This is a genomic window from Streptomyces sp. NPDC048277, assembly GCF_040652235.1.
GTDB lineage: Bacteria > Actinomycetota > Actinomycetes > Streptomycetales > Streptomycetaceae > Streptomyces.
Genome location: NZ_JBEZLQ010000017.1, coordinates 24,032 through 49,426, shown reverse-complemented (window position 1 = coordinate 49,426; position 25,395 = coordinate 24,032). Strand labels below are relative to the sequence as shown.

Annotated in this window: 25 protein-coding genes; 10 read left to right on the top strand and 15 right to left on the bottom strand. The window is 72.0% G+C overall.

Annotation, left to right across the window (positions count from 1 at the left end; genetic code table 11):
• Positions 1–10: 10 nt before the first annotated feature.
• Both AB0D85_RS32040 and AB0D85_RS32035 read left to right on the top strand, forming a co-directional pair.
• The gene (locus tag AB0D85_RS32040; RefSeq protein WP_362327979.1) at positions 11–1,528 is read left to right on the top strand and encodes an MFS transporter; all 1,518 of its coding nucleotides are present in this window, start codon (positions 11–13) and stop codon (positions 1,526–1,528) included.
• 220 nt (positions 1,529–1,748) lie between these two features.
• Positions 1,749–2,738 carry a hypothetical protein gene (locus AB0D85_RS32035; RefSeq protein ID WP_362327977.1) on the top strand — a complete coding sequence of 330 codons (990 nt, stop codon included), beginning with the start codon at positions 1,749–1,751 and terminating at the stop codon, positions 2,736–2,738.
• A gap of 3 nt (positions 2,739–2,741) precedes the next feature.
• Here AB0D85_RS32035 and AB0D85_RS32030 read toward each other — a convergent pair whose 3' ends face one another.
• The 8 genes from AB0D85_RS32030 to AB0D85_RS31995 form a co-directional block, all read right to left on the bottom strand.
• The gene (locus AB0D85_RS32030; RefSeq protein WP_362327975.1) at positions 2,742–3,512 is read right to left on the bottom strand and encodes an SDR family oxidoreductase; all 771 of its coding nucleotides are present in this window, start codon (positions 3,510–3,512) and stop codon (positions 2,742–2,744) included.
• A 51-nt stretch (positions 3,513–3,563) separates the two neighbouring features.
• Complete coding sequence (locus AB0D85_RS32025) at positions 3,564–4,547, bottom strand: LysR family transcriptional regulator (protein ID WP_362327973.1); 984 nt, start codon at positions 4,545–4,547, stop codon at positions 3,564–3,566.
• Between the two features lie 184 nt (positions 4,548–4,731).
• Positions 4,732–5,688, bottom strand: a complete 957-nt coding sequence (locus tag AB0D85_RS32020) for a fumarylacetoacetate hydrolase family protein (RefSeq protein ID WP_362327971.1) — start codon at positions 5,686–5,688, stop codon at positions 4,732–4,734.
• Between the two features lie 3 nt (positions 5,689–5,691).
• Positions 5,692–7,062 carry an FAD-binding oxidoreductase gene (locus AB0D85_RS32015; RefSeq protein ID WP_362327969.1) on the bottom strand — a complete coding sequence of 457 codons (1,371 nt, stop codon included), beginning with the start codon at positions 7,060–7,062 and terminating at the stop codon, positions 5,692–5,694.
• A gap of 20 nt (positions 7,063–7,082) precedes the next feature.
• The gene (locus tag AB0D85_RS32010; RefSeq protein WP_362327967.1) at positions 7,083–8,060 is read right to left on the bottom strand and encodes a cyclase family protein; all 978 of its coding nucleotides are present in this window, start codon (positions 8,058–8,060) and stop codon (positions 7,083–7,085) included.
• Positions 8,060–9,061 (bottom strand): amidohydrolase family protein, encoded by a 1,002-nt coding sequence (locus AB0D85_RS32005; protein ID WP_362327965.1) that lies wholly within the window; start codon positions 9,059–9,061, stop codon positions 8,060–8,062. Before AB0D85_RS32005 ends, AB0D85_RS32010 begins: the two co-directional genes overlap by 1 nt.
• Entirely contained in the window at positions 9,058–10,182 is a 1,125-nt protein-coding gene (locus tag AB0D85_RS32000) for an FAD-dependent monooxygenase (protein ID WP_362327963.1), read from the bottom strand. The genes AB0D85_RS32005 and AB0D85_RS32000 overlap by 4 nt, the downstream gene beginning before the upstream one ends.
• A 53-nt stretch (positions 10,183–10,235) precedes the next feature.
• Positions 10,236–10,541, bottom strand: a complete 306-nt coding sequence (locus AB0D85_RS31995) for an antibiotic biosynthesis monooxygenase (RefSeq protein WP_362327961.1) — start codon at positions 10,539–10,541, stop codon at positions 10,236–10,238.
• Between the two features lie 254 nt (positions 10,542–10,795).
• Here AB0D85_RS31995 and AB0D85_RS31990 point away from each other — a divergent pair, with 254 nt between their 5' ends.
• The 6 genes from AB0D85_RS31990 to AB0D85_RS31965 all read left to right on the top strand — a co-directional run bounded on the left by AB0D85_RS31990 (position 10,796) and on the right by AB0D85_RS31965 (position 17,860).
• A complete protein-coding gene (locus AB0D85_RS31990) occupies positions 10,796–11,761 on the top strand; it encodes a fumarylacetoacetate hydrolase family protein (protein WP_362327959.1) in 966 nt (321 codons plus the stop codon).
• Positions 11,758–12,693, top strand: coding sequence for a VOC family protein (locus tag AB0D85_RS31985; protein ID WP_362327957.1), 936 nt, complete (start codon positions 11,758–11,760; stop codon positions 12,691–12,693). The genes AB0D85_RS31990 and AB0D85_RS31985 overlap by 4 nt, the downstream gene beginning before the upstream one ends.
• 37 nt (positions 12,694–12,730) lie before the next feature.
• On the top strand, positions 12,731–14,032 hold the full coding sequence (gene hisD / locus AB0D85_RS31980; RefSeq protein WP_362327955.1) for a histidinol dehydrogenase: 1,302 nt from the start codon (positions 12,731–12,733) through the stop codon (positions 14,030–14,032).
• The gene (locus tag AB0D85_RS31975) at positions 14,029–14,799 is read left to right on the top strand and encodes an SDR family NAD(P)-dependent oxidoreductase (RefSeq protein ID WP_362327953.1); all 771 of its coding nucleotides are present in this window, start codon (positions 14,029–14,031) and stop codon (positions 14,797–14,799) included. Before hisD ends, AB0D85_RS31975 begins: the two co-directional genes overlap by 4 nt.
• Before the next feature lie 309 nt (positions 14,800–15,108).
• Complete coding sequence (locus AB0D85_RS31970; protein WP_362327951.1) at positions 15,109–17,019, top strand: hypothetical protein; 1,911 nt, start codon at positions 15,109–15,111, stop codon at positions 17,017–17,019.
• Positions 17,020–17,119: 100 nt separating this feature from the next.
• Positions 17,120–17,860, top strand: coding sequence for a class I SAM-dependent methyltransferase (locus tag AB0D85_RS31965; protein ID WP_362327949.1), 741 nt, complete (start codon positions 17,120–17,122; stop codon positions 17,858–17,860).
• A 49-nt stretch (positions 17,861–17,909) separates the two neighbouring features.
• Here AB0D85_RS31965 and AB0D85_RS31960 read toward each other — a convergent pair whose 3' ends face one another.
• The 6 genes from AB0D85_RS31960 to AB0D85_RS31935 all read right to left on the bottom strand — a co-directional run bounded on the left by AB0D85_RS31960 (position 17,910) and on the right by AB0D85_RS31935 (position 23,114).
• The gene (locus AB0D85_RS31960; RefSeq protein ID WP_362327947.1) at positions 17,910–19,076 is read right to left on the bottom strand and encodes a serine hydrolase domain-containing protein; all 1,167 of its coding nucleotides are present in this window, start codon (positions 19,074–19,076) and stop codon (positions 17,910–17,912) included.
• A gap of 88 nt (positions 19,077–19,164) precedes the next feature.
• Complete coding sequence (locus tag AB0D85_RS31955; RefSeq protein WP_362327945.1) at positions 19,165–19,569, bottom strand: nuclear transport factor 2 family protein; 405 nt, start codon at positions 19,567–19,569, stop codon at positions 19,165–19,167.
• Between the two features lie 13 nt (positions 19,570–19,582).
• A complete protein-coding gene (locus tag AB0D85_RS31950; protein ID WP_362327943.1) occupies positions 19,583–20,551 on the bottom strand; it encodes an acetylxylan esterase in 969 nt (322 codons plus the stop codon).
• Positions 20,552–20,883: 332 nt separating this feature from the next.
• On the bottom strand, positions 20,884–21,471 hold the full coding sequence (locus AB0D85_RS31945) for a hypothetical protein (RefSeq protein ID WP_362327942.1): 588 nt from the start codon (positions 21,469–21,471) through the stop codon (positions 20,884–20,886).
• Between the two features lie 277 nt (positions 21,472–21,748).
• On the bottom strand, positions 21,749–22,516 hold the full coding sequence (locus AB0D85_RS31940; protein WP_362327940.1) for a ferredoxin reductase: 768 nt from the start codon (positions 22,514–22,516) through the stop codon (positions 21,749–21,751).
• Positions 22,509–23,114, bottom strand: a complete 606-nt coding sequence (locus AB0D85_RS31935; RefSeq protein ID WP_362327938.1) for a sulfite oxidase-like oxidoreductase — start codon at positions 23,112–23,114, stop codon at positions 22,509–22,511. Before AB0D85_RS31935 ends, AB0D85_RS31940 begins: the two co-directional genes overlap by 8 nt.
• Positions 23,115–23,283: 169 nt before the next feature.
• On the opposite strand from AB0D85_RS31935, the gene AB0D85_RS31930 reads away from it, so the two are divergent.
• A complete protein-coding gene (locus AB0D85_RS31930; RefSeq protein ID WP_362327936.1) occupies positions 23,284–24,207 on the top strand; it encodes an NADP-dependent oxidoreductase in 924 nt (307 codons plus the stop codon).
• On the top strand, positions 24,204–24,962 hold the full coding sequence (locus AB0D85_RS31925; protein ID WP_362327934.1) for a GNAT family N-acetyltransferase: 759 nt from the start codon (positions 24,204–24,206) through the stop codon (positions 24,960–24,962). The genes AB0D85_RS31930 and AB0D85_RS31925 overlap by 4 nt, the downstream gene beginning before the upstream one ends.
• On the opposite strand, the gene AB0D85_RS31920 is transcribed toward AB0D85_RS31925, so the two are convergent.
• Complete coding sequence (locus AB0D85_RS31920) at positions 24,923–25,366, bottom strand: MarR family winged helix-turn-helix transcriptional regulator (protein ID WP_362327932.1); 444 nt, start codon at positions 25,364–25,366, stop codon at positions 24,923–24,925. The two genes, AB0D85_RS31925 and AB0D85_RS31920, sit on opposite strands and share 40 nt — an antisense overlap.
• Positions 25,367–25,395: the final 29 nt, after the last annotated feature.

The following is a 25,395-nucleotide window of genomic DNA, read 5'->3' as shown; positions in this document are numbered from 1 at the left end:
GGAGTACGGAATGACCAACGCAGTGAAAAAGCTGGACGTGGGCACGCTCATAGCCTGTTGTCTGGCAGTTGCCGCCGCACAGCTGTGCATTACCGTTCCCTCGCCCATCAACGGGGAAATCCAGACCGCATTCGGGGCCTCCGGATCGCAGGTCGCCTGGGTCACCTCCGCGTTCATTCTCCCCACCGCCATTCTGGAACTCAATTTCGGTGTGGTGGGCGACCTGTTCGGCCGCAAGCGGCTGCTGGTCCTCGGCGGATTCGTGCTGGCGCTCGGTGAACTCCTCAACGCCACCTCGCAGAACATCACCATGCTCTGGGCCGGCCAGGCCCTCGCCGGCGTCGGCGCCGCCGCCCTGTTCCCGAGCTCCCTCGCCGTGATCGCCGCCGCGACACCCGACCAGAAGGACCGCGCCAAGGCGGTCTCGACCTGGGCGCTGAGCATTTCCCTCGCCTCCGCCGTGGGCCCGCTGTCCTCCGGCGTCCTGGCCACGGTCGCCGACTTCCGCTGGGCGTTCGTGCCGCCGGTCGTCCTCGGCATCGCGGTCGGCATCGCCGGCTGGGCGCTGGTCACCGACTCCAGGGCACCCGAGGGCCGCGCCCTGGACTGGCCCGGCCAGATCACCGTCGCCGTCGGCCTCACCGCCCTGCTGTGGGGCATCATCGAGGGCGGCGACCGCGGCTGGAGCAGCCCGTCGATCGTCTTCGCGCTGGTCCTGGCCGCCGTGGCCCTGGTCGGTTTCGTGGTCGCCGAGAAGCGCGCCGAGTCCCCCATGTTCAACCTGGACCTGCTGAGGATCCCGTCGTTCGCGGCGGCCGCCGTGGTCGCGCTGACCGGCATGTTCGGCTTCATCGGAACGGCCTACGTCGTCTCCATCCGGCTGGGTGCGGTGATGCACCTCAGCGCGCTGCGCGCCGGAATGCCGTTCGTGATTCTCCAGCTGATCCCGCTGCTCCTCGCCCCGGTCCTCAGCAGGATGCTTACCCGGGTCGAGCCGCGCTGGCTGCTGATGGGCGGCCTGCTGCCGATGGCGGCCGGCCAGTTCTGGATCGCCGCGCTGCCGATCACCACCACCTCCCTCGCGGCCTTCATCGGCCCGGTGCTGCTGCTCGGCGTCGGCTTCATCTGCGTGGTCTCCTCGCTGACGTCCGCCGCCGTGAACGCGGTGCCGATCGAGATGACCGGTATGGCGAGCGGCGCGACCAGCCTGGTCCGCGAGTTCGGCCAGGGCCTCGGCCCGGCCGTGATCAGCACGGTCGCGATGAGCGCGGCGTCCTCCGCGCTGGTCGGCAAGCTGAGCGGCGCCGACGCCGGCATGGAGGCGGCGGCCGGTCCGCTCGCGGTGGTCAACGCGGGCAGCGACAGCGCCAGGGCCGCCGCGCAGGACGCCCTCGCGCACGGCATGTCCCTGGGCGTGGTGATCTGCGGCTGCGCCTCGCTCCTTGGCGCGGTGGTCACCCTGCTGCTGGTCCGCAGGAACACCGCCCGCGTGGCGGTGGGGGCGCCGGTGCCGGTGGCGTCCGCCTGATCCCACGCGCACTGAGAAGGCCGGGGCCTGTGCCCCGGCCTTCTGCCGTGCCGCCCCACGAGGAACGAGGACACCCGGCACGGGCTCCACCGATGTGCCCGGTGTGGCGACGAGTCACGACGGGTCCGGACAAGTGCCATGCTCGCCACGAATATCCGCAATCGATAACGGTCCCTGGCGGGACGGGACTTGATGCCTTGTTATGCCTTATCTTCACGACATGTCCACGCCACCGCAGCAGCCCCCTTCCACTCCGCAGCAACCCGAGCCCACCCCGCAGGACGCCGCCGCCTCCCCGCCCCCGCAGGCTGCGCCGCCCCCGCAGGCCGCGCCGCCCCCGCAGCCGCAGCAGGCCGTGCCGCCCGCCCCGCAGTCACCGGCACCCGGGCAGCAGCCGCCTGCGGTGCCGCCGCAGCCGACCGCTTACCCGTATCCGAACCCGCAGTCGCCGGCCCCGCCGAACCCCTACGCGCAGCCCACCCTCGTCAACCAGCCCGGCCAGCCGCAGCAGGCCAACCCCTATGCCCCGCAACCCGCTTACGGCTACCCGCCGGTGGCCGCCCCGCGGCCCGCCGGTGCCGGTGCGGCCGGACGGGCCGTGCTGTGGGCCGCCGTGGGAGCGGTGGTCGCCTCCGCCGCCTGGGCGGCCGGTATCTTCCTCACCGGCGGGTTCGGCAGCGGCGCGGACCTGCGCGGCTACCAGGCGCCCGCGAACCTCTGCTCCGGCGCGGACTACTCCTCGTTCAAGGACGAGTACCCCGAGGACGACTCGGCCCCGACCAAGAACGCGCTCAAGGACCCGGCCCTGGACGAGAGTTACTGCAGTCTCAGCCTCAAGAAGACCGGGTCCAGCTACGCGGACGCCTATCTCACCATGCAGGTCGACCTGCACAGGAAGACCGACCCGGGGCCGGAGTTCACGGCCACCTGGAAGAACTACGGCGACAGCCACACCGATTACGACGTGAGCCCCGTGAGCGGGATCGGCGACGAGGCCTACCTGGTCACCGAGGACACCAGCAACGGCTCCACGACCAGCGGCTCGCGGTACGCCACGCTCGCGGTCCGGGACGGCTGGATGACGTACACGATGAGCTACAGCGCGTACCTCTCCACGTACGAGAGCGACACCAACCCGCCGACCCTCGACAACGTGACGGGCTGGCTGAAGGCGGACACCAAGGCCACGCTGGAGCAGCTCAAGGGCTGACGCTCAGTCCTGGTCGAGGGCGTTGGTGATGGCCTTCACCGGGCCGTGCGAGGAGTAGCCGCCGTCGACGGTGATCTCCGCGCCGTTGACGTACGAGGCCTCGTCGGAGAGGAGGTAGACGACGAGCGGGGCCACCTCGTCGACCGTGCCCGGGCGGCCCTGGGGCGTCATGGCGAGGTGGGCGGCGACGAACACCGGGTTGGCGGTGGCCATCAGCGGGGTCTCGATGTACCCGGGGTGGATGATGTTCGTCCGGATGCCGCGCGGGGCCAGCTCCAGGGCCGCCACCTTGGACAGCCCCCGCAGCGCCCACTTGCTGGTCGTGTACGCGACCGCGTGGTGCGCGGTGAGCCCGGCGACCGAGCCGACGTTCACGATCGAGGAACCGGCCGGCATCAGCGGGGCCAGCGCCTGGATGCCGAGGAGGGCGCCGGTGGTGTTCACGGCGAAGGCCCGGTTCCAGTCGGCGAGCTCGACCTGGCCGAGCCGGGCCCGCATCGGGATGCCCGCGTTGTTCACCAGGCCGTGCACGACGTCGAGGGAGTCCGCCAGCGACGCCCAGTCCTCGGCCGAGGTCACGTCCAGGTGGACGTACCGGACGTCGAGGCCGTCGGCGCGCAGGGCCGTGGCGAGCTTCTCGCCGGCCTCGTCCAGCACGTCGGTCGCGATCACCGTGGCGCCCTCCCGGGCGGCCGCGGCCGCCTCCGCGGCTCCCTGGCCCTGTGCGGCTCCGGTGACGACGACGGTACGGCCCGCCAGACGCGTGCGGCTCACGGCTTCCACGGTTTCCTCCCAGGTGGGCGTGCGGGATGTCTCCCGTCCACGCTAGGAAGCCGCCGACAGCTCCGGAAACGCGCTCTGGGAATGGGTGGCATCCGCCCCGGCGATCTCCAGCGGCGTGTCCTCGCCCAGCGCCGTCCCGACCCTGCGCACGGTGTCCCGCAGCCAGCGGTGCGCCGGGTCGCCGTGCCGGTTGTGGTGCCAGTACATGGCCTCCACCAACGGCACGTCCGGGAACGGCGCCGGTACGACCGCACAGCGCGCGAAACTCTCGAAGCGCCGGCCCAGCCGCTCCGGGACCATGGCCACCAGGTCCGTGCCGCTCACCAGGAACGGCAGCACACTGAAGCCCGGCGTGCTGACCTGCACCTTCGGGGTGATCCCGAGGGTCTCCAGCTGACGTTCGGCGGGGGTGTGGCTCTTGCCGATGGCGCAGGCCGCGTGCGGCATCTCCGCCAGGTCCCGCAGGGTGAGGCGGCCGTCCACCAGACGCGGGTTGTCCGGGTCGACGATGCATACGAACCGGTCGTGCATCACGGCCTCGCTGACCCCGGGGAGCTGGTAGCCGAGCGGCACGATCATCAGGTCGTGGCAGCGCAGATGCGTCTCGGTCTCCAGCTGCCCGTCGACGATCGGATGGAAGTCGATCCGGATGCCCGGCGCCTCGGCGGCGATGACCCGCAGCAGCGGCTCCACGAACACCGTCATCACGTAGTCCGACATCACCACCGAGAACCGCTGGCGGCTGCGCCCCGGATCGAAGTGCCGGGTCAGCGACAGCGCCTCCTCGGCCTTCTGCAGCGAGCCCTGGACGACCGGCAGCAGCCGCTCCGCCAGGGGCGTCAGCTCGTACTCCCGGCCGACCCGGATCAGCAGCTCGTCGTTGAAGTGCCGGCGCAGCCGGGCCAGCGAGCCGCTCATCGCCGACTGGCTGGTGGACAGCCGGACGCCCGCGTGAGTGACGTTCTTCTCCTCCAGGAGTGCTTCCAGTGCCACCAGAAGATTGAGATCGATCGCTCCGAGACCCACGGATGTCCCCTTCCGGCCGGCCACGTCCTTGAAGCTTCGGTGAAACGTGAGGTTAACCAGCGGACGGCCGTCGAGGAAGGGGGTCCGCCCATCTCTCAGGAAGATGTGATGCCAGGCATCCGGTCTGGGGATACACGCAGGTGGGGGGCGTGCGCGCACCACAGGCCCCCCACAGGCTCCCGTGTTAGGGCCGGGGCGTGCGGCCCCTCTTGCGGGCCCGCGGAAGATAGGCGTCCGCCCGCCCGGGCACGATCTTGTTGGACACCGTGCCGATCCCCTCGACGGTCAGCGTCACCTCGTCCCCGGGCCGCAGCGGAGGCGGCGTGCGCTCCCCGACACGGCCCCAGTGCTCCGCCAGCGCGCCCCAGCCGCAGGTGCCCGAACCGAGGATGTCACCGGGCCGCACCCAGGCGTCCCGGCTGGCGTAGGCGATCATCTCCTCGAAGGTCCAGGAGACGTTGGCGAGGGTGTCCCGGCCGATCAGCTCACCGTTCAGGGTGACCGTCATCTCCAGGTCCAGGAAGCCGTCCGGATCCCGCCGGTCCTCCACCTCGTCGGCGGTGACCAGATACGGGCCGAGCGTGTTGGCGAAGTCCTTCCCCTTGGAGAAGCCCAGCCCGAGGTTCTTCTCCGGCTTCTGGAGATCGCGGGCCGACCAGTCGTTGAAGACCAGGTAGCCGATGATGTGGTCCTTCGCCTGCTCGGGGGTGAGGTCACGGCCGCTGCGGCCGATGACCGCGCCGACCTCCAGCTCGAAGTCGAGCACCGAGCAGCCCGCCGGGACCGGCACGTCGTCATGGGCGCCGTAGGCGGCGTGGGGGTTGGTGAAGTAGAAGTTCGGCGCCCGGTACCACTCCTCGGGCACATGCTCAAGGCCGTCCAGCGACTTCGAGACGCCCTCGATGTGCGCCTCGAACCCGACGAAGTCCCGGATGGACGGCGGCTTCAGCGGCGGCAGCAGCCGTACCTGATCCACCGTCAACTCACCCGGTGAGTTGAGGGCTTCGATGCCGGCCGCGTACAGCACCCCGTCCTCGACGAGGGACAGGAGGGTCACGCCTTCGGGCAGCGGGTGGATCACCCCGTCCCGCACCGCACCGGCGCGCTCCTCGCCCTCGTGCTCGTATGTCGCGAAACGCATGCCTCACTGCTCCCAGTGGTTGGTGTTGGTGACGGTCCCGGCGCTCAGATGGCCGGCGAAGACGCCCTTGGGATCGCGGACGGCCCGGATCTCGTTCAGCCGCCGCCACTGCTCGTCACCCATGAACCTCAACTGCCGTACGGTGAAGTCGGAGTCGCCCAGGTACTGGCCCGCGGTCACCGGCTGCATGGCCGCCATCGCCTCGTCCAGCCAGGCGCGCAGCTCGGCGTCCCGTGTGGCGTCGTCGTGCACGACATAGGTGGCGCTGTAGATCTCCGACTGCATCGAGAAGGCCATGTCGGGGAGCCGGCGCAGCGGGGCCATCGAGAACCAGATGGTGAAGGTCTGCCGGGTGGGGTGCTCGGTGAACGCCTTGCGGATCGCCGGGACGACCTCCTCGGCGCTGCCGGTCAGCCAGGCGTTGTCGACGAAGTAGCGGTGGCCCTCCGGGTTGGCGGTGCGCTGGCCCGCCAACTGTTCGGCGAGCGTGGTGGGTTGCGCCTCGACGCGGAACAGGGCCCGGTCGGCGTACGGGTTGGCGTGCAGCGGCGCGAGTGCCTCGGCGGCCTCTTCGGGGGTGTCGGTGAAGGACACGCCTGTGACCAGCAGGACATGCTCGTCCTGTTCCGGGAGCGCCTGGGTCACCGCGACGATCTCCACCAGGTCCGAGACGGTGTGGTGCGTCTCGTGCAGCCAGGTCATGACCTCGTCGAAGAGGTCGAGCGGATAGGCGTGCACGGTGTGCGCCAGGTGCCGGGGGAGGGGGCGGGTGCGCAGGTGGAAGCGGGTGACCACCCCGAAGAAGCCGGGGCCCGCACCGCGCGCCGCCCAGAACAGGTCGCTGTGCTGCGTCTCGTCGGCCCGGACCAGCTCGCCGTCCGCCGTGACGACGTCGATCGCCACGATGTTCTCGGCCGCCCAGCCCCAGCCGCGCGCGTTCCAGCCCTGCCCGCCCTGCAGCAGGAAGCCGCCGATCCCGACGGAGGGGCAGTGCCCGCCGTTGAAGAAGCGCCCGAACCCGCCGAGATACGGGTTGAGTTCGTCGCCGCCCTTGACGCCGGGCGTCGCCGTCACGATCCCGGTCGTCTCGTCGTACGACAGCTCGTGGAGGCCGCCGAGGTCGATCAGCAGCGCGTCCCGGCGCACCGACCAGGCGGCCCAGCTGTGCCCGCCGGAGCGGACGGCGACCTGCCAGCCGCGCTCCAGGGCGAGCCGCACGCCTTCGACGACGTCCTGCTCGGTGGCGGCCCTGAGCACGGCGGCGGGGGTGCGGTCGGCCGGGCGGCGGGCGTTGAAGACCCGGCCGAGACAGGCCTCCTCGAAGTCCTCGTCGCCGGGGAGGTGGAGGGTGCCGGAGAAACGGTTCGTGTTCACGTGGGGGCTCACTTAACAGCTCACTTGACGGCGATGGGGTTGACGGGGGCACCGACCGCGCCGGTGACCGGCAGGGGCGCGGCGACCAGCAGGAACTCGTGGACGCCGTCGGCCGCGCAGTCCTCCGCGAGGGCCTCCAGATCCCACATCTCGCCCAGCGGCAGGCCCATGTTGGGGATGGCGATCTGGTGCAGCGGGGACATGGCCGGCTCGGCGAACTCGTGGGGCCGTACCTCCAGGCCCCAGGTGTCGGTGGCGACGGCCGCCATCTCCGTGCGGTGCAGCCAGCCGAGGGTGGTGAAGGACAGGCCGGGCGCGGGCCCGGCCGCGTACCCGCCCCACTCGCCGAGCCGCCGTACCCGGCCCAGCTGACCGGTGCGGACGAGGACGATGTCCCCCCGCCGCACCCCCGACGTGGCACCCTGCGCCTCGACGGTGGCGCGCAGATGCTCCTCCGTGATCGCGAAGCCGTCCGGGAGTTCCCCCCGCGCGTCCCCCACGGCCCGGCCGACGTCGAGAAGCACCCCACGGCCGGTGAACGCGTCCCGCATGTGCTCGATGCCGGTCACCGAGTCGCCGTCGCCGCTGACGATCGTGCACGGACGGCCGTTCCACGCCTGCTTGTTGTCGTAGATGTGGCCCAGCCCGTCCCACTGCGTGGAGGCCTGCAGCGGCATGACGACATGGTCGTCGGCGCCGCCGAAGCCGTGCGGGAAACCCTGGGTGCCGGCGGCCGCGTCGGAGCCGGTGTCCTTCATGTAGTGCACCGGGTTGATCCGGCCCCGGAAGCCGCGCTGCGGACCGGACTCGTTGAACTCCTGGGCCAGCGAGAAGGAGCGGCCGCGCCGGACCAGACTGGCCGCGTGCGCGCGGATCGCGTCGTCGATGAAGTTGAGCGTGCCCAGCACGTCGTCCGCGCCCCAGCGGCCCCAGTTCCGGTAGGCGGCGCGGGCCTTGGCGAGCTCTTCCTCGACGGGACCCAGACGTGTCGGGGGCATCACGCGTGTCCTTTCAGCAGCAGTCCGAGAGCGTTGCCCCCGGCGATCGCGTCCCGGGCGGCCGGGTCCAGTCCGGCCGCGTCCAGGCGGGCCACCGGATCGGTCACGCCCATGTCGAAGGGGTGGTCGGTGCCCAGCACCACCCGGTCCGCACCCACCTCCTCGACCAGATGGCGCAGCGCGCGAGGGGTGTAGACGAGGGCGTCGAACCACATCCGCCGCAGATAGGAGCTGGGCGGCTCGGCGCAGCCGCGCGCGTCCGGCCGTACCGCCCAGGCGTGGTCGGAGCGGCCGATGTACGTCGGCAGATAGCCGCCGCCGTGCGCGGCCACCAGCTTCAGCCGGGGGAAGCGGTCCAGGACCCCGGTGAAGATCAGACGGGACAGCGCGACCGTGGTCTCGGTGGGCTGGCCGACCGTGTTGCCCAGGTAGTTGGAGGCGAGCCGCTCGCCGAGCGAACAGCCCCAGGGATGGACGAAGACGACCGCGCCCAGTTCCTCGGCCTTGCGCCAGACCTCGTCGTGCGCCGGGTCGGCCAGCTCGCGGCCCTCGACGGTGGTGGAGACGCTGATGCCGTACAGACCCTGCTCGGTGACCGCCCGGTCCAGCAGGGCGACCGCCAGGTCGGGGTGCTGGAGCGGCACCGTGCCCAGGCCGTGGAGCCGCTCGGGCGCGGCGGCGCAGTGCGCGGCCACGGCCTCGTTGACGGTACGGGCCAGCTGCACCGCGAGGCCGGGGCCCGCCCAGTAGTGGTGCATGGGCATCGGGCCGACCACCTGGATGTCGACGCCCATCGCGTCCAGGTCGGCGAGCCGGGCCCCGACGTCGGTGAGCTTCCCCGCCAGGCGCTGGAGCTGGGCCCGGTTGGCGGCCAGCGACTCGGGGGAGTGGGCGCGCTGCTCGGCGGCCAGCTCCGCCGCGAAGCCCTCGGTGCCGGCCACCAGGGCGTCGGCCTCCGGCACCGCGAGATGACCGTGGAAGTCGACGACGGGCGTGCTCATGCGGCCACCGTCAGCGAGGAGAGCGTCTCCGACATGATCCGGGCCGGGTCGGCGCCCGGCGTGTCCGGGTGGATCTCCCACTCGGCGAGCCGGAGGGAGTTGTCCAGCACCATGCGCACCCGCGGCAGCCGCCGGGACATGAACCGTTCCAGTGCCTTGTCCACCGGCTCGTCGGCGGTGACCAGCTCGGCCAGCAGCACCGCGTCCTCCATGCACATCGCGGCACCCTGCGCGATCAGCGGCGGACAGGCGTGCGCCGCGTCGCCGATCACCATCGTCCGGCCCCGGTGCCAGTCCTCGTCGACCAGCACCGCCTCGATCCAGCGGTAGTCGACCGCCGTGTCGTCGGGCAGTGCGGCGAGTATCTTCCCCCAGGTGCCGCCGTAGCCGGCGCCACGCTCACGCATCAGGTCGAGCGAGGCCCGCGGGCCGATCAGGGAGGCGTCCAGGTTCTCGTCCAGGAGGTAGGCGTAGCACTGCTCGTCGGAGATCGGGCTGTAGCCGGCCTTGTAGCGCGGCCCGCCGTAGTACACCTCGGCGCAGTCCATCTCGGCGGGACGCCGCGCCACCACCCGGAAGATCGACATGCCGACCGGGCGGGGCCTGGCCTCGATGCCGATGAGGGCACGCATCGCCGAGTTGATGCCGTCGGCGCCGACCACCAGGTCGTAGCGGCCGGTGGCACCGTCGGTGAAGGTGACGTCCACATGGCCGGGGGACTGGTCGAGACGGTCGACGCTCAGGCCGAGGCGGACGGTGACGCCGTGCGCGTACACCGCGTCGCACAGGGCGTCCTGCAGGTCCGAGCGGAGCGCGCCCGCCGTCGACGGCAGGTCCTCGCCGCCGGTGTGCGGGGTCTCGAGCTCGGTGATCAGACCGCCGTCGGCCCGGCGCAGCCGCATGTGGTCGAACGGCACCGCCCGGGCCAGCACCCGGTCCAGCACACCGACCGAACGCAGCGCCTTGAGCGCGTTGCCCTGGATGGTGATGCCATGGCCCACCCCGAACCACTGGGGCGAGATCTCGACCAGCTCCACCTCGACACCGCGCTGGGCGAGGGCGAGGGACAGCACACTGCCGGTGATGCCGCCGCCGACGATGAGCACCTTCTGAACGGGCATGAGCGATCCTTGCGAAAGTAGAAAGAGAAAGACGGTGGGGGTCTCGGCAGCCTTCAGCCGGTGAAGCGGGGGCCCAGCTCGTGGTAGTGCTCGACGGCCGGCGGGGCAGCGAAGAACGGGCCGACCAGGGCACGCCAGCGGGCGAACCGCTCCGACTCCCGGAACCCGACCGTGTGCGCCTCGACCGACTCCCAGCCGACCAGCAGGAGAAACGTCCGGGGCCGCTCGTCGCAGCGCAGCAGTTCGGCCCAGCGGAACCCGTCTGCCCCGGCGAGCACCTCGCGGGCCTTGCCGAAGACCTCTTCGAATTCCGCTTCCCGGCCTTCCTCGACGGTCAGCTCGGCGTGCTCGACTACCACGGTGTTCTCCTCGGGTTCGGGGTGGCATCGAGCCTGATCGGCGGCAGGTACAGGGTCAACGGATCGAGTCATCGGGAAGGGGGACGTCATCCATCCCCGACGGCGATGGAGCCGCCCGCGCGGCGAAACCGCATATGCGCAGGCAGGGCGGGAAACCGCAGGCGATGGCAGGCATCGTGAACGGCCATTTCCGCCGACCGCGTGCGATGCCTAGCGTCGAGGGCGAGCCCCCACCCGTACGAGGAGAGCCGCCCGTGCCCGAACCTTCCCCCGCCCATGCCGGACCCTTCGCGCTCGGCACCTTCCGCGGCGGCGCAGCCGCCTTCCCCGGCCTGGTCGCCGGCACGCGGGTCCGCGACCTCTCCGACCGGGCCGAGTCGGTGCGTGAGCTCTTCGAGGACTGGGACGCCTGGCTGCCCCGGCTGCACGAGCTGGCCGCCTCGGCCGACGGCACCTGGCACGACCTCGCGGACCTGAGGGTCCTGACGCCGATCGAGCCGGGCCAGATCCTGCAGAGCGGCGCCAACTACCGCAAGCACGTGGTCGATCTGGTCGCCGCCGAGAAGGAGAGCGTGCACGGCGCGACACCGGAGGAGGCACGCGCCGACGCCGAGAAGATGATGGACGAGCGGAGCCGCAACGGCGTCCCGTACATCTTCCTCGGCTCACCCCGCGCCCTGTGCGGGCCCTACGACGACGTGGTGCTGCCCGCACTCGGCGAACAGCACGACTGGGAACTCGAACTCGCCCTCGTCATCGGCAGGCCGGGCAGGGACATCCCGGCCGAGGAGGCGATGCCGTACGTCGCCGCCTACACGATCAGCAACGACCTGACGACCCGTGACCGGCTGTACCGGCCCGACCTGAAGGCCATCGGCACCGACTGGTTCACCGCCAAGAACGCCGACACCTTCCTGCCGACCGGCCCCTTCCTGGTCCCGGCGGCCTTCGTCGGCGACCCGGGCGACCTGCGGATCACGCTGCGGCACAACGGGGTGGTCCGGCAGGACGAGTCCACCAAGGACATGATCTTCGACATCCCCCGGCTGATCGCCTACGCCTCCACGACCACCACCCTGCGCCCCGGCGACCTGCTGCTCACCGGTTCACCGGCCGGCAACGGCGCGCACTGGGGGGTCTTCCTCAAGCCCGGTGACGTGATCGACGCCGAGATCACCGGCCTCGGCCATCAGCGCAACACCGTCAGGAGCCACGCATGAGCTTCCAGCCCATCACCCATCTGCGCCATGTCGACCTGGCCGTACCCGACTTCGACACCCAGCGCGCCTTCTACGGCACCACCTGGGGCCTGACCGAGGTGGCCGACGACAGCGGCGTCGCGTTCTTCGCGGCCGAGGGCAGCCCCGAGCAGTACATCGTCCGCATCCGCAAGGACGAGCGGAAGCGCATGGACCTCGTCGCCTTCGGCGCGGTCTCGCCCGCGGCGGTCGACGAACTGGCGGTACGGCTGGGCCGGGCCGGGGTGCGGATCATCCACGAGCCCCGCGCGCTGGACACCCCCGGCGGCGGTTACGGCCTGCGGTTCTTCGACCCGGACGGCCGGGTCGTGGAGGTCTCGGCGGACGTGGAGACCCGCACCCACCGCAAGATCGAGGAACGCGAGGCCATCCCGGTACGGCTCTCGCACTGTGTGGTCAACTCCCAGGACCCGGAGGGCCTGCGGGACTTCTACATCCAGCACCTGGGCTTCCGGCTCACCGACACCCTGTACTCCACGCACATGGGTGACCTCATGTACTTCCTGCGGTGCAGCCCGCTGCACCACTCCTTCGCCATCGCGCGCGGGCCCCATGTGTCGCTGCACCACGCCTCGTTCGAGATGCGCGGTGTGGAGGAGTACATGCGCGGTACCGGCCGTGCGCTGCGCGCCGGGACCCGGCTCACCTGGGGCCCGGGCCGGCACCTGGCGGGCGACAACACCTTCTCCTACTTCCACGACCCGCACGGCAACACCGTCGAGTACACCACCGAACTCGCCGTCCTCGAAGAGGACCTGTGGCACCCCGGCCGGCACGACGTCGACGACCCGATCACCCAGGACCAGTGGGGCACCGCGGACCCGATGAGCGAGTCGGTCGCCAAGGAGCAGTTCAACGACCCCGACGTGCTCTTCGAAGCGCCCCCCGTCTGATCCTCCGAGCCGAACACTCCCCAGAAAGGCCGCAGTTGTGGCAGAGATCCTGAAGCACGCCGTGCCCAAGTCCGAGGTGGCCGCCTCCCTCGACCAGGTGCGCCAGACGGTGGCGGGCGTCATCGCGGACATCCGCGAACGCGGTGACGCCGCCGTCCGCGCGTACTCCGAGAAGTTCGACAAGTGGAGCCCCGACTCCTTCCGGCTGAGCGCGGAGGAGGTCGAGAAGATCGTCGCCTCGGTGCCCCAGCAGGTCATCGACGACATCAGGTTCGTGCAGGAGCAGGTCCGTAACTTCGCCCGCCACCAGCTGGCCTCCATGGGCGAGTTCGAGGTCGAGACGCTGCCCGGTGTGAAGCTCGGCCAGAAGCACATCCCGGTGCAGGCGGCCGGCGCCTACATCCCCGGCGGCCGCTACCCGCTCACCGCCTCCGCCCACATGACCATCGTCACCGCCAAGGTGGCCGGGGTGCCCCGGGTCGTCGCCTGCACCCCGCCCATCCACGGCGAGATCCCCGCCGCCACCGTCGCCGCCATGCACCTCGCCGGCGCCGACGAGATCTGGCTGCTCGGCGGCGTCCAGGCGGTCGCCGCGATGGCCGTGGGCACCGACACCATGGAGCCGGTCAACCTGATCGCCGGACCCGGCAACGCGTACGTCGCCGAGGCCAAGCGCCAGCTCTTCGGCGAGATCGGCATCGACCTGTTCGCCGGACCCACCGAGATCCTGGTCCTCGCCGACGACCAGGCGGACCCGTTCGTCTGCGCGGTCGACCTGCTCTCCCAGGCCGAGCACGGCCCGGACTCCCCGGCCGTCCTCATCACCACCTCCCGCGAGGTCGCCGAGAAGACCGTCGCCGAGGTCGAGCGCATCCTGCCCGGCATGCCCACCCGCGACTACGCGGAGCCCGCCTGGCGCAACCACGGCCAGGTGCACGTCGTCGACTCGATCGACGAGCTGTACGAGCTCGCCGACGCGTTCGCCTTCGAGCACGTCGAGGTGCTGACGGCCGAACCGCGCCTCGCCCTGGAGAAGATGACCCAGTACGGCGCCCTGTTCCTCGGCGAGGGCACCTGTGTGTCCTTCGGCGACAAGGTCATCGGCACCAACCATGTGCTGCCCACACGTGGTGCCGCCCGCTACACCGGAGGCCTGTGGGTGGGGAAGTACCTCAAGACCGTCACCTACCAGGAGGTCACCGACACCGGGTCGCAGGCCCTGCTCGGCCGGCTGTGCGGGCGTGCCTCGCGGGTCGAACTGTTCGAGGGCCACGCCCGCTCCGGTGACGTACGGGCCGCGAAGGCCGCCGGAGACGAGCTGCCCTGGAACGAGGCGTGAGCCTGGACGGCCGTACGGCGCTGGTCACCGGCGGGGGCGGCCCGCTGGGCCGGGCCTTCGCGCTGGCGCTCGCCGACGCCGGGGCCCGGGTGATCCTCGTCGGGCGGAACGAGCAGGCACTGACCGAAGCGGCGGCTCGCGTGACGAAGGAGGGCGGCGCGGCCCGCACGGCCGTGTGCGACGTCTCGGAGCCCGGCTCCGTGCGCGCCCTGGCCGACGGACTCGCCGACGAGGACGTGTCGCTGCTCGTCAACAACGCCGGTGTCGCGGGGCCGGTCCGGCCGCTCGTCGACATCGAACCCGGCGAGTGGGACGACGTGTTCGCCGCCAACGTCCGCGGCGTCTACCTCATGTGCCGGGCGTTCCTGCCGCCCATGCTCGCCGCCGGACGGGGCGACATCGTCAACGTCGCCTCGGTCAGCGGCAAGCGCCCGCTGCTCAACCGCACGCCGTACACCGCCTCCAAGATGGCGCTGATCGGCCTCACGCGGACGCTGGCGGGCGAGGTGGGCCCCCACGGGGTCAGCGTCAACTCCCTCTCCCCGGGCCCGGTGCGCGGTCCGCGGATGGACCGCAACTTCCGGCTCACCGCCGAACTCACCGGCTGCACCGTCGAGGAGGCGGAACGGGACTTCGCCTCCCGGGCCGCACTCGGACGGCTGGTGGAGGAGGACGAGGTCGCGCAGGCCCTGGTGGCGATGGTCGCGATGCCCGGACTGTGCGGGGCGGACATCGACCTGTCGGCGGGGATGATCGCACCGGCGTGAGCACCCCGGGGGCCACGACGAGCACAACCGCATAGGGGAACACGGCGAGGTGGACGGCATGCGGGCCGTCCGCCTCGCCGTCGTGCCTGCCCGCGGTCCACGACTGTGGCGACTCTGTGTGATCGCCATGAACCAGGCGTCACGATCGAAGCCATCGGGTTCCGGGATGCGTGTGTGCGAAGTCTGTCCCCGATTTCCCAAGGCTGCTTCACTCCCACCTCAGCACCTCAGGTGCCTTCGCCGCCTTGGCTCGGGCCGGCGGCCAGTAACTCTGCGCGACGGCGCACTCCACCCGTGGAAAGGCCTGCAATGACGCTGACATCCCGACGTTCGTTCCTGATCGCCGGTTCCGCCACAGCAGCGGCCGTACTCGTTCCGGTCGCCGCCTCCGGCACCGCCACCGCCGCGCCGAAGGCGTCGGGCAAGACGATCTCCGTCGCCGCGGGGGAGACGTACGAACTGGCCGCCACCACCCAGGTCGGCCAGCTCACCATCGGCACCGGCGGCAAGATCGTCGCCCCCGACGGCTACGACATCAGCCTGACCGTCGACGGCGTGGAGACCGGCCAGCTGCTCACCGCCACCGGCGGCACCGCGACCCTCATCCAGGCCGGCACCTACCGGGGCGACGTCGTCCTCACGGTCGCCGAGTCCAACGACGTCACCTACCAGACGCTGACCTTCCCGTTCCGGCAGGCGCTGTACGTCGGCTCCGACGGCGTCGACTCCGCGAAGTCCGTGCTGTCCGCCGTCCGCGGCGGCAAGGTCACCGACGCCGCCGCCCGCAACGTGTCGATCACCTCCACCGGCGAGTGCTTCAACGGCGTCTACGTCGAGAGCGGCAGCTACACCCTGCAGAACCCCACCATCAAGCTGACCGGCAACGGCCGTTCGGACTTCGCCGGTTACGGCGCCGCCATCGTCGGCGACGGCTCCTCGGCCAACCTGGTCGTGGACGGCGCCCGGGTCAGCAACAAGGGCGTGGTCCGCACCACCGTCATCGCCAACAACGGCGCCAACGTCCTCGTCAAGGACTCCTTCCTGCGCGCTCGCAACGGCGTCCTGCCCTCCGACTACCAGGCCACCGTCGAGACCCCGTACATGGAGTCCGTACCGTGGATGCTGGGCCTGGACGGCAACGTCCGCGCCACCAACCTCATCGGCAAGAACAGCATCGCCACCTACCTCAACTCGACCGTGTTCTCCGAGACCTGGGGCGCCCTGTCGGTCGAGGGCGGCAGCGGCCTGAAGCTCACCGCGATCAACAGCCACGTCGGCAACACCGGTGACTACGGCTACGGCACCTACGCCATCGGCGACGCCACCGTCCGCGTGCTCGGCTCCCGCTTCGACGTCGGTTCCTACGCGACGATCATCGCCGGCCCGGCCGCCGTCGTGCACTACGGCGACAGCACCCGCGACGCCGTCGCCGCGCTCAACACCGAGCTGTCGCTCGGCCTGTCCAACGCCGAGCTGCGGAGCATCCCGGAGCGCAGCACGGTGGTCAACTCCGGCCACTTCGGCTACATGTTCTTCGGCGCCGGCCAGCTCACCCTCGACGGCGGCACGGTCATCAACTCCGAGCGGGCCACCTTCCTCAACAAGGGCCAGCAGACCACCATCAAGGTCGACGGCTCGAAGGGCGCCCGGCTCAACCCGCGCGACGGGATCATCCTGCAGATGATCGAGCTGGACGACCCGGGCCCGGTCATGGTCAACGGCAAGATGATGAACGTCGGCGTCTACACCGAGCCCACCACCGACCCCACGAAGAACTCGTCCTTCGACGTCACCGCCGTCCACTCCACCGACGGTGCCGCCACCTTCAGCGCCATCAAGCTGAAGGGCGACTTCTACAACGGCGTGCGCAACGGCAAGAACATGGTCCTCACCTTCGAGGGCTCCAGCGTCGAGGGCGTCATCTCGGCGACCAAGGCCAAGCACCGGGTGTCCTCGATCGACTCGTCCACCTTCTACGAGCTCGGCATCGTCACCAACACCGTGCAGGCCGCCGTCAACAACGGCGTGGTCGTCCAGCTGAACAGCGGCTCGACCTGGACGGTCACCGGCACGTCGTACCTGACCAGCCTCACCCTCGCCGCCGACGCGTCGGTCAAGGCGCCCCGCGGCAGGACCGTGAAGCTGACCGTGGACGGCACCGAGACGGCCCTCACCGCCGGCTCCAGCTACACGGGCGCCCTCACGCTCACCGTGGCGTGACATCCGGCGCCGTGGCGTGACACCCGGCCGGAGGCGCGGTCCCTTCCACGGGCCGCGCCTCCGCCGTGTCCGGCGCCGGCCGCTCCCGTAGGCTGGCCGGATGTTCAGCCCCGAAGGCCCCAGCCTCCGTGAACTCGCCGTCCAGGCCCTGTCCTCGGTCGAGCACGGCTACGACCTGCTGGCCCCGAAGTTCGACCACACCCCCTTCCGGACACCGGACTCGGTCCTGGAGGCGGCCGCGAAGGCGCTCACCCCGCTCGGCCCGTTCGAGGACGGCCTCGACCTGTGCTGCGGCACCGGCGCCGGTCTGGACGTGCTGGCCCAGGTGTGCCGGAACGGCGTCACCGGCGTCGACTTCAGCGCCGGCATGCTCGACGTCGCCCGGCGGCTGCCCCCGCCCGAAGGGCCGGACGTCCACTGGGTGCAGGCCGACGCCCGGAGCCTGCCGTTCGGGCCCGCCTTCGACCTGGTCGTCAGCTTCGGGGCGTTCGGGCACTTCCTGCCCCGCGAGCTGCCCGGCCTCTTCGACCAGGTCCACTCGGTCCTGCGGCCGGGCGGCACCTTCGCCTTCCCGGTCCTCGCCCCGCCGCGCCCCACCAGCCCCGGATTCTGGATGCTGCTCGGCTTCGACGCCGTGATGCGGGTGCGCAACGCCCTGTGGCGCCCGCCGTTCGTCATGTACTACCGCGCCTTCCGGCTCGGCGAAGTACTGCGGGAACTGGAACGGGCCGGGTTCGCGACGGACCTGTACCCGCTGCCCGAGTTCGGCGACCGCGGCGACGGCAGCCCCCGTGCCCGGCTGGTCGCGGCCAGGAAGATCAGCCCGCGGCCGGGACCGTGAACTCGTGGACCAGCGTGTGCTGCTGGGCGTCCACCGCACCGGGCGGGCCTCACAGACCGGCGTAGAGGGCCTCGACCAGGGCCGTCTTGCGGGGGTCATCGGCGATCCGCGGCCCCATCCGGTTCATCACATAGCCCAGCGACACCCCCGCCTCCGGGTCGGCCAGCCCGCAGGAACCGCCGAATCCGTCATGCCCGAAGGCCCGTGGGTTCGGCCCGTACGAGCCGTTCGCCCCGCTCAGCCACAGCCCCAGCGCAACCTCGGTCTCATGCTCGAAACCCGCCCCGAGCACCAGGTCACGGCAGCTGCCCTGCCCCTCGCGCACCCGCTCGGCCGCCTCCGGCGACAGCAGGCGCAGGCCGCCGTACTCGCCCCGGCCCGCGAACACGCCGTACAGCGCCGCGACCGCGCGGGCCGTACCGTGCCCGTTGGCCGCCGGGATCTCGGCCGCCCGCCACTCGGGTGTGTTCGCCGCGCTCGCGCCCACCCCCGGATTGGCCAGGGCGGCGACCGCAGCGGGCGCCAACTGGCTGAAGATCGCGGCCTGTTCGCTGTCCGACACGACCCGGGGGTGCTCCAGCTCCGCCGCCCGCCCGGACTCCTTCTCCGGCAGTCCCACGGTGAAGTCGATCCCCAGCGGCCCGGTCACCTCCCGCTCCAGGAACGCCCCCGGCATCAGCCCCGACACCCGCCGCACGACCTCGCCGACCAGGAAGCCGAAGGTCAGCGCGTGGTACCCGGACCGGGTCCCCGGCTCCCACCAGGGCTCCGTCGCCGCCAGCCGCGCGGTCGTCGACTCCCAGTCGTACAGGTCCTGGAGCGAGTGCGGCTCACGCAGACCGGACAGCCCGGCGCGGTGTGAGAGCAGATGACGGACCAGGACCCGCTCCTTGCCGGCCGCGGCGAACTCCGGCCAGTAGTCGGCGACCGGCGCGTCCAGGTCGAGCAGCCCCCGGTCGGCCAGGATGTGCGCGCACAGCGCCACCGCACCCTTGGTGGTCGACCAGACGTTGACCACGGTGTCCCGCTCCCACGGCCGGCTGTGCGCCGGGTCGGCCCAGCCGCCCCACAGATCCACCACCGTCTCGCCGCCGACCGTCACCGCCACGGCGGCACCCAGCTCCTCCCGGTCGCGGAAGTTCTCCTCGAAGGCTTCCCGCACCGCCGCGAAACGCGGTTCGCAGTGGCCGTGGACCTGGGGTTCGTGCTCGGACATGCGCCCTCCGTCGTACGCCGGAAACCCGGACCGCGACGCTGCGGCCCGGGCACCCCGAACGTACCGACTGGTCGGACTGGAGGGAAGGTCAGCGGAAGAAGAGGTTCCCGGACGGCTCCCGATGCCCCTCGACGGTGTGCCAGTAGTCCCGGGTCTCCACCGCCAGGCCCCGCGTGTCGAAGCGCACGAACACGCACCCGGCCAGCGTGGCCGCCGCACCCTCCTCCTCCGAGAACACCCGGAACTCGGCCACCGCGACCCCGTCGGGGCCGACCAGCGGGGCCGAGAACCGCACGTCCGTCACCCGCTCCCCGTCGAACGACCGGCGCAGATACGCGGCCAGCTCGTCCCGCCCCCGGTGCGGTGCGCGGAACGGCATCGAACGGTGCACACAGTCCTCGGCGTACAGGGCGAGCAGCGCGTCCACGTCGTGCGCGGCCCAGCCCCGCTCCCAGACCCGGACGAACCGCTCGGCGGCCTCACGCGTGTCCATGTCCGCCGGCCCCTCAGGCGTACGCGCGCAGCCAGCGCACCTTCGCCGCCTCGTGGTACGGGCCGCCGCCCTCGTGGTCGTTGAAGTCGTACACCTCGATCGCCTTGTCCTCGTGCGCCCAGGAGTTGAAGGCCGCGTAGACCGTGGACGGCGGGCAGGTCTGGTCCTCCAGGGCCGCGGAGAACAGCGCCGGGGCGCTGCCGCGCGCCGCGAAGTGCACGCCGTCGAAGTAGGACAGGGTGCGCTGGACGTCCGCCGAGCGGCCGCGGTGCGTCTTGAGGAACAGGCCGATCTCACGGTACGGGTGGCGGTCCGTCAGGACGGTGGCACGCGGGAAGTCGCACAGGAACGGCACGTCCGGGGCGACCGCGACCAGGTCAGGGACCAGACCGCCGACCGCGATGGTGATGCCGCCGCCCTGGCTGGCGCCGAGCGCCACGGTCCGCGCCGAGTCCGTCAGCGGGTGCGAGCGCGCCGCCTCGACCGCGCGGACCGCGTCCGTGTACACCCGGCGGTAGTAGTAGTTCTCGGGCGTGTCGATGCCCCGCGTCATGAACCCGGGATACGCCGGCGCGCCGCCCACCGGGTCGGCGGTGCCGCCCCCGCCGCCCCAGGCGCTGCCCTGGCCGCGGGTGTCCATCACGAAGTGCGCCCGTCCGGTCGACGCCCACAGCAGGTTCTCGTGCGGCAGCCCGCGCCCGCCGCCGTACCCGATGAACTCCACGACCAGCGGCAGCGGTCCGGTGGCGCCGGCCGGCAGCCGCAGCCAGCCCTTGACCGGGTGGCCGCCGAACCCGGCGAACGTCACGTCGTACACCTCGACCGTGGACAGCCCGGTGTCGACCGGCTCGAAACGGGCGTCCAGATCGTGCTCGCGGGCCTCCTGGAGCGTCTTGGACCAGAAGGCGTCGAAGTCCTCGGGCGCCACCGACGCACTGCGGTGTTCACGGAGTTCGTCGAGAGGAAGGTCGAACAGGGCCATCAACGACCGCCTTTGCGAAGGGTAGGTGCGGATGATCACACCGTACGTGGGTGGTCCGACGACTCGCCAGGCCTGTGCGGCCTCCGGCCTCTACGGTGACCCCATGCCGGCTGCTGTTGATCTGCTGGTCAAGGACGCCGGGTCGCTCGTCGTGGACGACGGGCGGGAGATCCCGGACGGCTGGGTGGCCACGGCGGGTGGTCGGGTCACCTCGGCCGGGGCGGCGGGCGGCGGGCGGCGGGCGGCGGGCGGCCGGCTCCGTCTTCGACCGGCACGGCGGAGCCGGAACCCTCACCGACCCCGCACGGGCATCGGCGCACACCTAGGGGGTGTCAGGCGCGCCCTCGGGTCCAGTCCGGGCCGGTGCGTGCCCACTCCTGCTCCCACTCGGCGAGCCGGTGGCGCAGCGCGACCCGGCGCACGACGCCGTGGCCGAGCAGGACCACGGCCGCCGCGCCGCTCGCCCCGCACAGGCCCACGGTGACCGCGTGCTGCCAGACGGCGACCTCGTTCGGCGGCGGGGCGACACCGTGCCCCTGACGGTCGAACCACACGTCCACCACGTCACCGGTCCGGGTCCCCGCCGGCACCCGGGCCAGGGCCGTCCGCGTCCCCTTGCCGGGTTCGGTCCACCGGACGTCCGCCTGGTAGGCCTGCTCCCGGTCGCCGCCCTGCACCGACGGCAGCTGCTGCGGCGTGTCGCCGACGACCACGGCCCGGATCCTGTGCCGCTCGGCCCGCTCGACCGTCGCGACCGCCCGCGCCTGGTCGTGGGCCCACAGGCCCGCCATCGCCCCGACCAGGGGCGCACCCACGCACAGCAGGACCGCGACGACCAGTGCGGTCCACGCCTCGACCACGTCCGAACTGCGCCGCAGCGGGTTCTGCCGCCAGCGCCAGCCACGCATCCGGGTACGCATGTCGACCTCCTCGCCGCAACGGGAGCCGAAGGGCCGGACAGCCGGTCCGCAGCTCCCAGCGTGCCCCGCCTGCACGCGAGCGTCCACATCGGTGTGGTACCCCGTACGGAGCACCTGGCTCACCTGCCGGGGCCGCGGACGGCACATCGGCCGAAGCACACGTTCCGGCGCGCGCCGCACACCAGGCCCCGGCGCCCCGGGGTACCCGCACCGCACGCCCCCGGGCAGGTCACCCCGGGCAGGTCACTCCCCGGGACGTTCCCCCCGGGACGGTCGCTCAGCCGAACCGCTCGATGCGGATCCGGTCCACCGGCTGGCCCGCCGCCACCAGCAGCCGCGAGGCATGCTCCGCGAACCCGTTGGAGCCGCACACATAGGCCTCCCACCCACCGGCTGGCTGCTCGGCCAGGAGCGGGGCCACATGTGCGGCGGCCATACGTCCCACCGGCACACCCTCCGGCGCGGTCCGGGTGAACACGGCCGTGGTCTCCGCGCCCAGCTCCCGCGCGTAGATCAGCTCCTCGGGGGAGCGTGCCGACACCACCAGGCGCAGCGGCACGTCCAGCGCCCGGGCCCGGTGGTGCCGGACCATCGACATCAGCGGTACGACCCCGGAACCGGCGCCGACCAGCAGCGCGGGCCGGTCGCCCGGCCAGGCGAAGAAGCCGCTCAGCGGGCCGCGCACCTCGACGGTGTCACCGGGCCTGGCCACCGTGTGGAACCAGCCGGACACCTCGCCGCCCTCCACATGGTCCAGCGTCAGCTCGATGTGCCCGGAGTCGTCCGGCGCCGAGGCGAGGGAGTAGTGGCGCTGGGCCACATAGCCGTCCCCGGCGGTCAGCCGCAGCATCAGGTGCTGTCCCGGCAGATGCCCCGCCCAGGCCGGCACCGCGAACCGGAAGGTCGCCGCGTGCGGGGTCTCGCGCCGTATCGCGGTGAGGGTGGCCGACTGCCACACCGCCGCCGCCCGGTTGCTGACCGCGATACGCCCGGGCACCGCGAAACGGGTGCGGGGAGTGAAAGGCTCCGTCGCCGAATCAGTCACCGGAGTACCTCTGCTCCTCCCACGGGTTGCCCCGCGCGTGATAGCCGTTCTGCTCCCAGAAACCCGGCTCGTCGTGGTCGAGGAGGGTGATGCCCGCGATCCACTTGGCGCTCTTCCAGAAGTACAGGTGGGGCACCAGCAGCCGGGCCGGTCCGCCGTGCTCGGCGGGCAGCGGCTCGCCCTCGTACTCGAAGGCGATCCAGGCCCGCCCGCCGGTGAGGTCCGCGAGCGGCAGGTTCGTGGTGTAACCCGTGTGCGAGTAGGCGACGGCATGTGTGGCGGACCCATGGGGGCGGACCACATCGAAGAACGCGTCCAGTGAGACGCCCCCGAACCGCACCCCGAACTTCGACCAGCTGGTCACACAGTGGATGTCGCCCTCGTACGCCGTCGCGGGCAGCGCCCGCGCCGTGTCCCAGTCCCAGGTGCGGGGCTCGGCCACCAGTCCGTCGATCCGGAACGACCAGTCGGCCGGCGCCAGCTCCGGGGTCACCTCGGCGGAGAGCACCGGCCAGTCGTCGCCCGCGTCGTACTGGCCCGGGGGCAGCCCGGCGTTGGGTGTGCGGGGGCGGCCGGTGAAGCCCCGGGTGACGTTCATGGTTCAACCGTACGACGTCCCACCGAGTGCTCCGGACCAGGTCAGGGCCCCGATCATTGCAGCCGTATGAACGATCCGCGGGCCCGGGAATAGCGGCCGCGCGCTCGTCCTTGGCGCTGAGTGCCGCTGCCGGGACACCGGTGACAGCACCAGAGAGCGAGGAAACACGATGCCCAAGGCGTACGTCTACACCAGGCACGGCGGGCCCGACACCGAGGCCTTCGCCGACGTGGACCGGCCGAGTCCCGGCCCCGGTGAGCTGCTGATCGCGGTGCGCGCGGCGGGGGTGAACCCGGTGGACTGGAAGCTGCGCAACGGCTTCCGACGCCCGGGTGAGGGCGAGGCGCGCTTCCCGGTCGTCCTCGGCAGCGAGGCCGCCGGTGTCGTCGAGGAGATCGGCGAGGGCGTGACCGGGTTCGCCGTCGGCGACGAGGTCTTCGGCAACACGCCCGGCGGCGCGTTCGCCGAGTACGCCCTGCTGCCGGCGGCCGTGACCGCGCACAAGCCCGCCGCGCTCTCCTTCACCGACGCCGCCACCCTGCCGGTCGCCGCGGCCACCGGCTACGACGGTGTGCGCCAGCTCGACCTGCCCGAGGGCGCGACCCTGCTGGTCGTGGGCGCAGGCGGCGGGGTCGGCGCGGCGGCCGTGCAGATCGCCCGCGCCTGGGGGCTGCGGGTCGTGGGCGTGGCGAGCGAGGCCAAGAAGGACTTCGTCGAGTCGCTCGGCGCCGTGCACGTGGCCTCCGGTCCCGACCTGGCCGAGCGGGTACGGGCGGCCGTACCCCAGGGCGTGGACGGGGTCTACGACCTGGTCGGCGGAGAGGCCCTTGCGGAGGCGGCCACCCTGCTCGCCGACCGCACCGGGCTGATCACCGCGGGCGCCTCGCCCGAGACCGTCGCCGCGCTGGGCGGCGCCCGGGTCGCGCGGGCCCGTACCGCCGCGGTCCTGGACGAGGTGGCCGAGCTCGTCGTGGGCGGTGAACTCGACCCGCATGTCTCGGGGACCTTCCCGCTCGACCAGGCCGACCGGGCGCTGCGCGCGGTCGAGGGCGGGCACACCCGCGGCAAGATCGTGATCGAGGTCGCGATATGAGCCTTCCGGGCCCCGCCGAGGGTGCCGGGCACGCCCCGCACATCCTGGACAACCCCGCCCTCGCCTCGCTCACCGGACCCCACGCCCACTTCGCCGAACGGCGTGGCCGCATCCTGCGCTACCCGGTCGACGTCTCCCCGTGGCTGGCCCTGCCCGGCGAGCCCGACGCCGGCGACTGGGCGGATCTCGCCGCGCTGTCCGGGCCCGGCACGGAGGTCGGCCTGCCCGGCTTCCGCGGCGAGCTCCCGTTCGGCTGGGAGCTGACGATGAACATCGCGGGCGTGCAGCTGGTGGACGAGGGCATGGAGGCGGTCCCGGAGCCGGAGGCGGTCCGGCTCGGCCACGCCGACGTGCCCGAGATGCTCGACCTGGTCGAACGCACCCGGCCCGGACCGTTCCTGCCCCGCACCGTCGAACTCGGCACCTATCTGGGCATCCGGCGCGACGGCAGGCTGATCGCGATGGCGGGGGAGCGGCTGCACCCGCCCGGCTGGACCGAGATCAGCGCGGTCTGCACCGACCCGGCGTACCGCGGCGAGGGCCTCGCGACCCGGCTGATCCGCGCGGTCGCGCACGGCATCCGGGAACGCGGTGAGATCCCGTTCCTGCACACCGGCGCCGAGAACACCACCGCGATCCGGCTGTACGAGTCCCTCGGATTCCGGCTGCGCCGCCGTACCGCCTTCCTCGCGGCCCGGGTGCCGCAGCCGCTCGGTCAGTCCTCGCCGGTGCCCGCCGACGTCCCGGCGTTGTAGCGCTCCAGGTACCCGGCGAACCTGACCAGGTCCTCCTCCGGCCAGTCCGCCAGCCGCTCCCGGAAGGCGGCCCGGCGGCTGTGCGTGACCTGGGCGAGGATCTCCTGCCCGGCCTCCGTCAGATGCAGCACCTGGACCCGGTGGTCCTCCGGGTCCAGGCGCCGCTCGATCAGCCCCGCCCGCTCCAGCGCCGCCACCTGCCGGCTGACCGTCGACTTGTCCAGCGCGTAGTGCGCGGCCAGGTCGGTCGCCCGGCAGCCACCGCTCTCCTCCAGATGCCCGAGCAGCGTGTACGACACCAACGACAGCTCGGGGTGCATGCGCCCGGCCGACGCCCGGGCCCGGCGCGCGAAGATCGTCATCTCGCGCTGGATGGTCTCGACGGCCGTCTCCGCGGCTGTCACGGGAACACCTTCAACGGCGGTACCTGCAC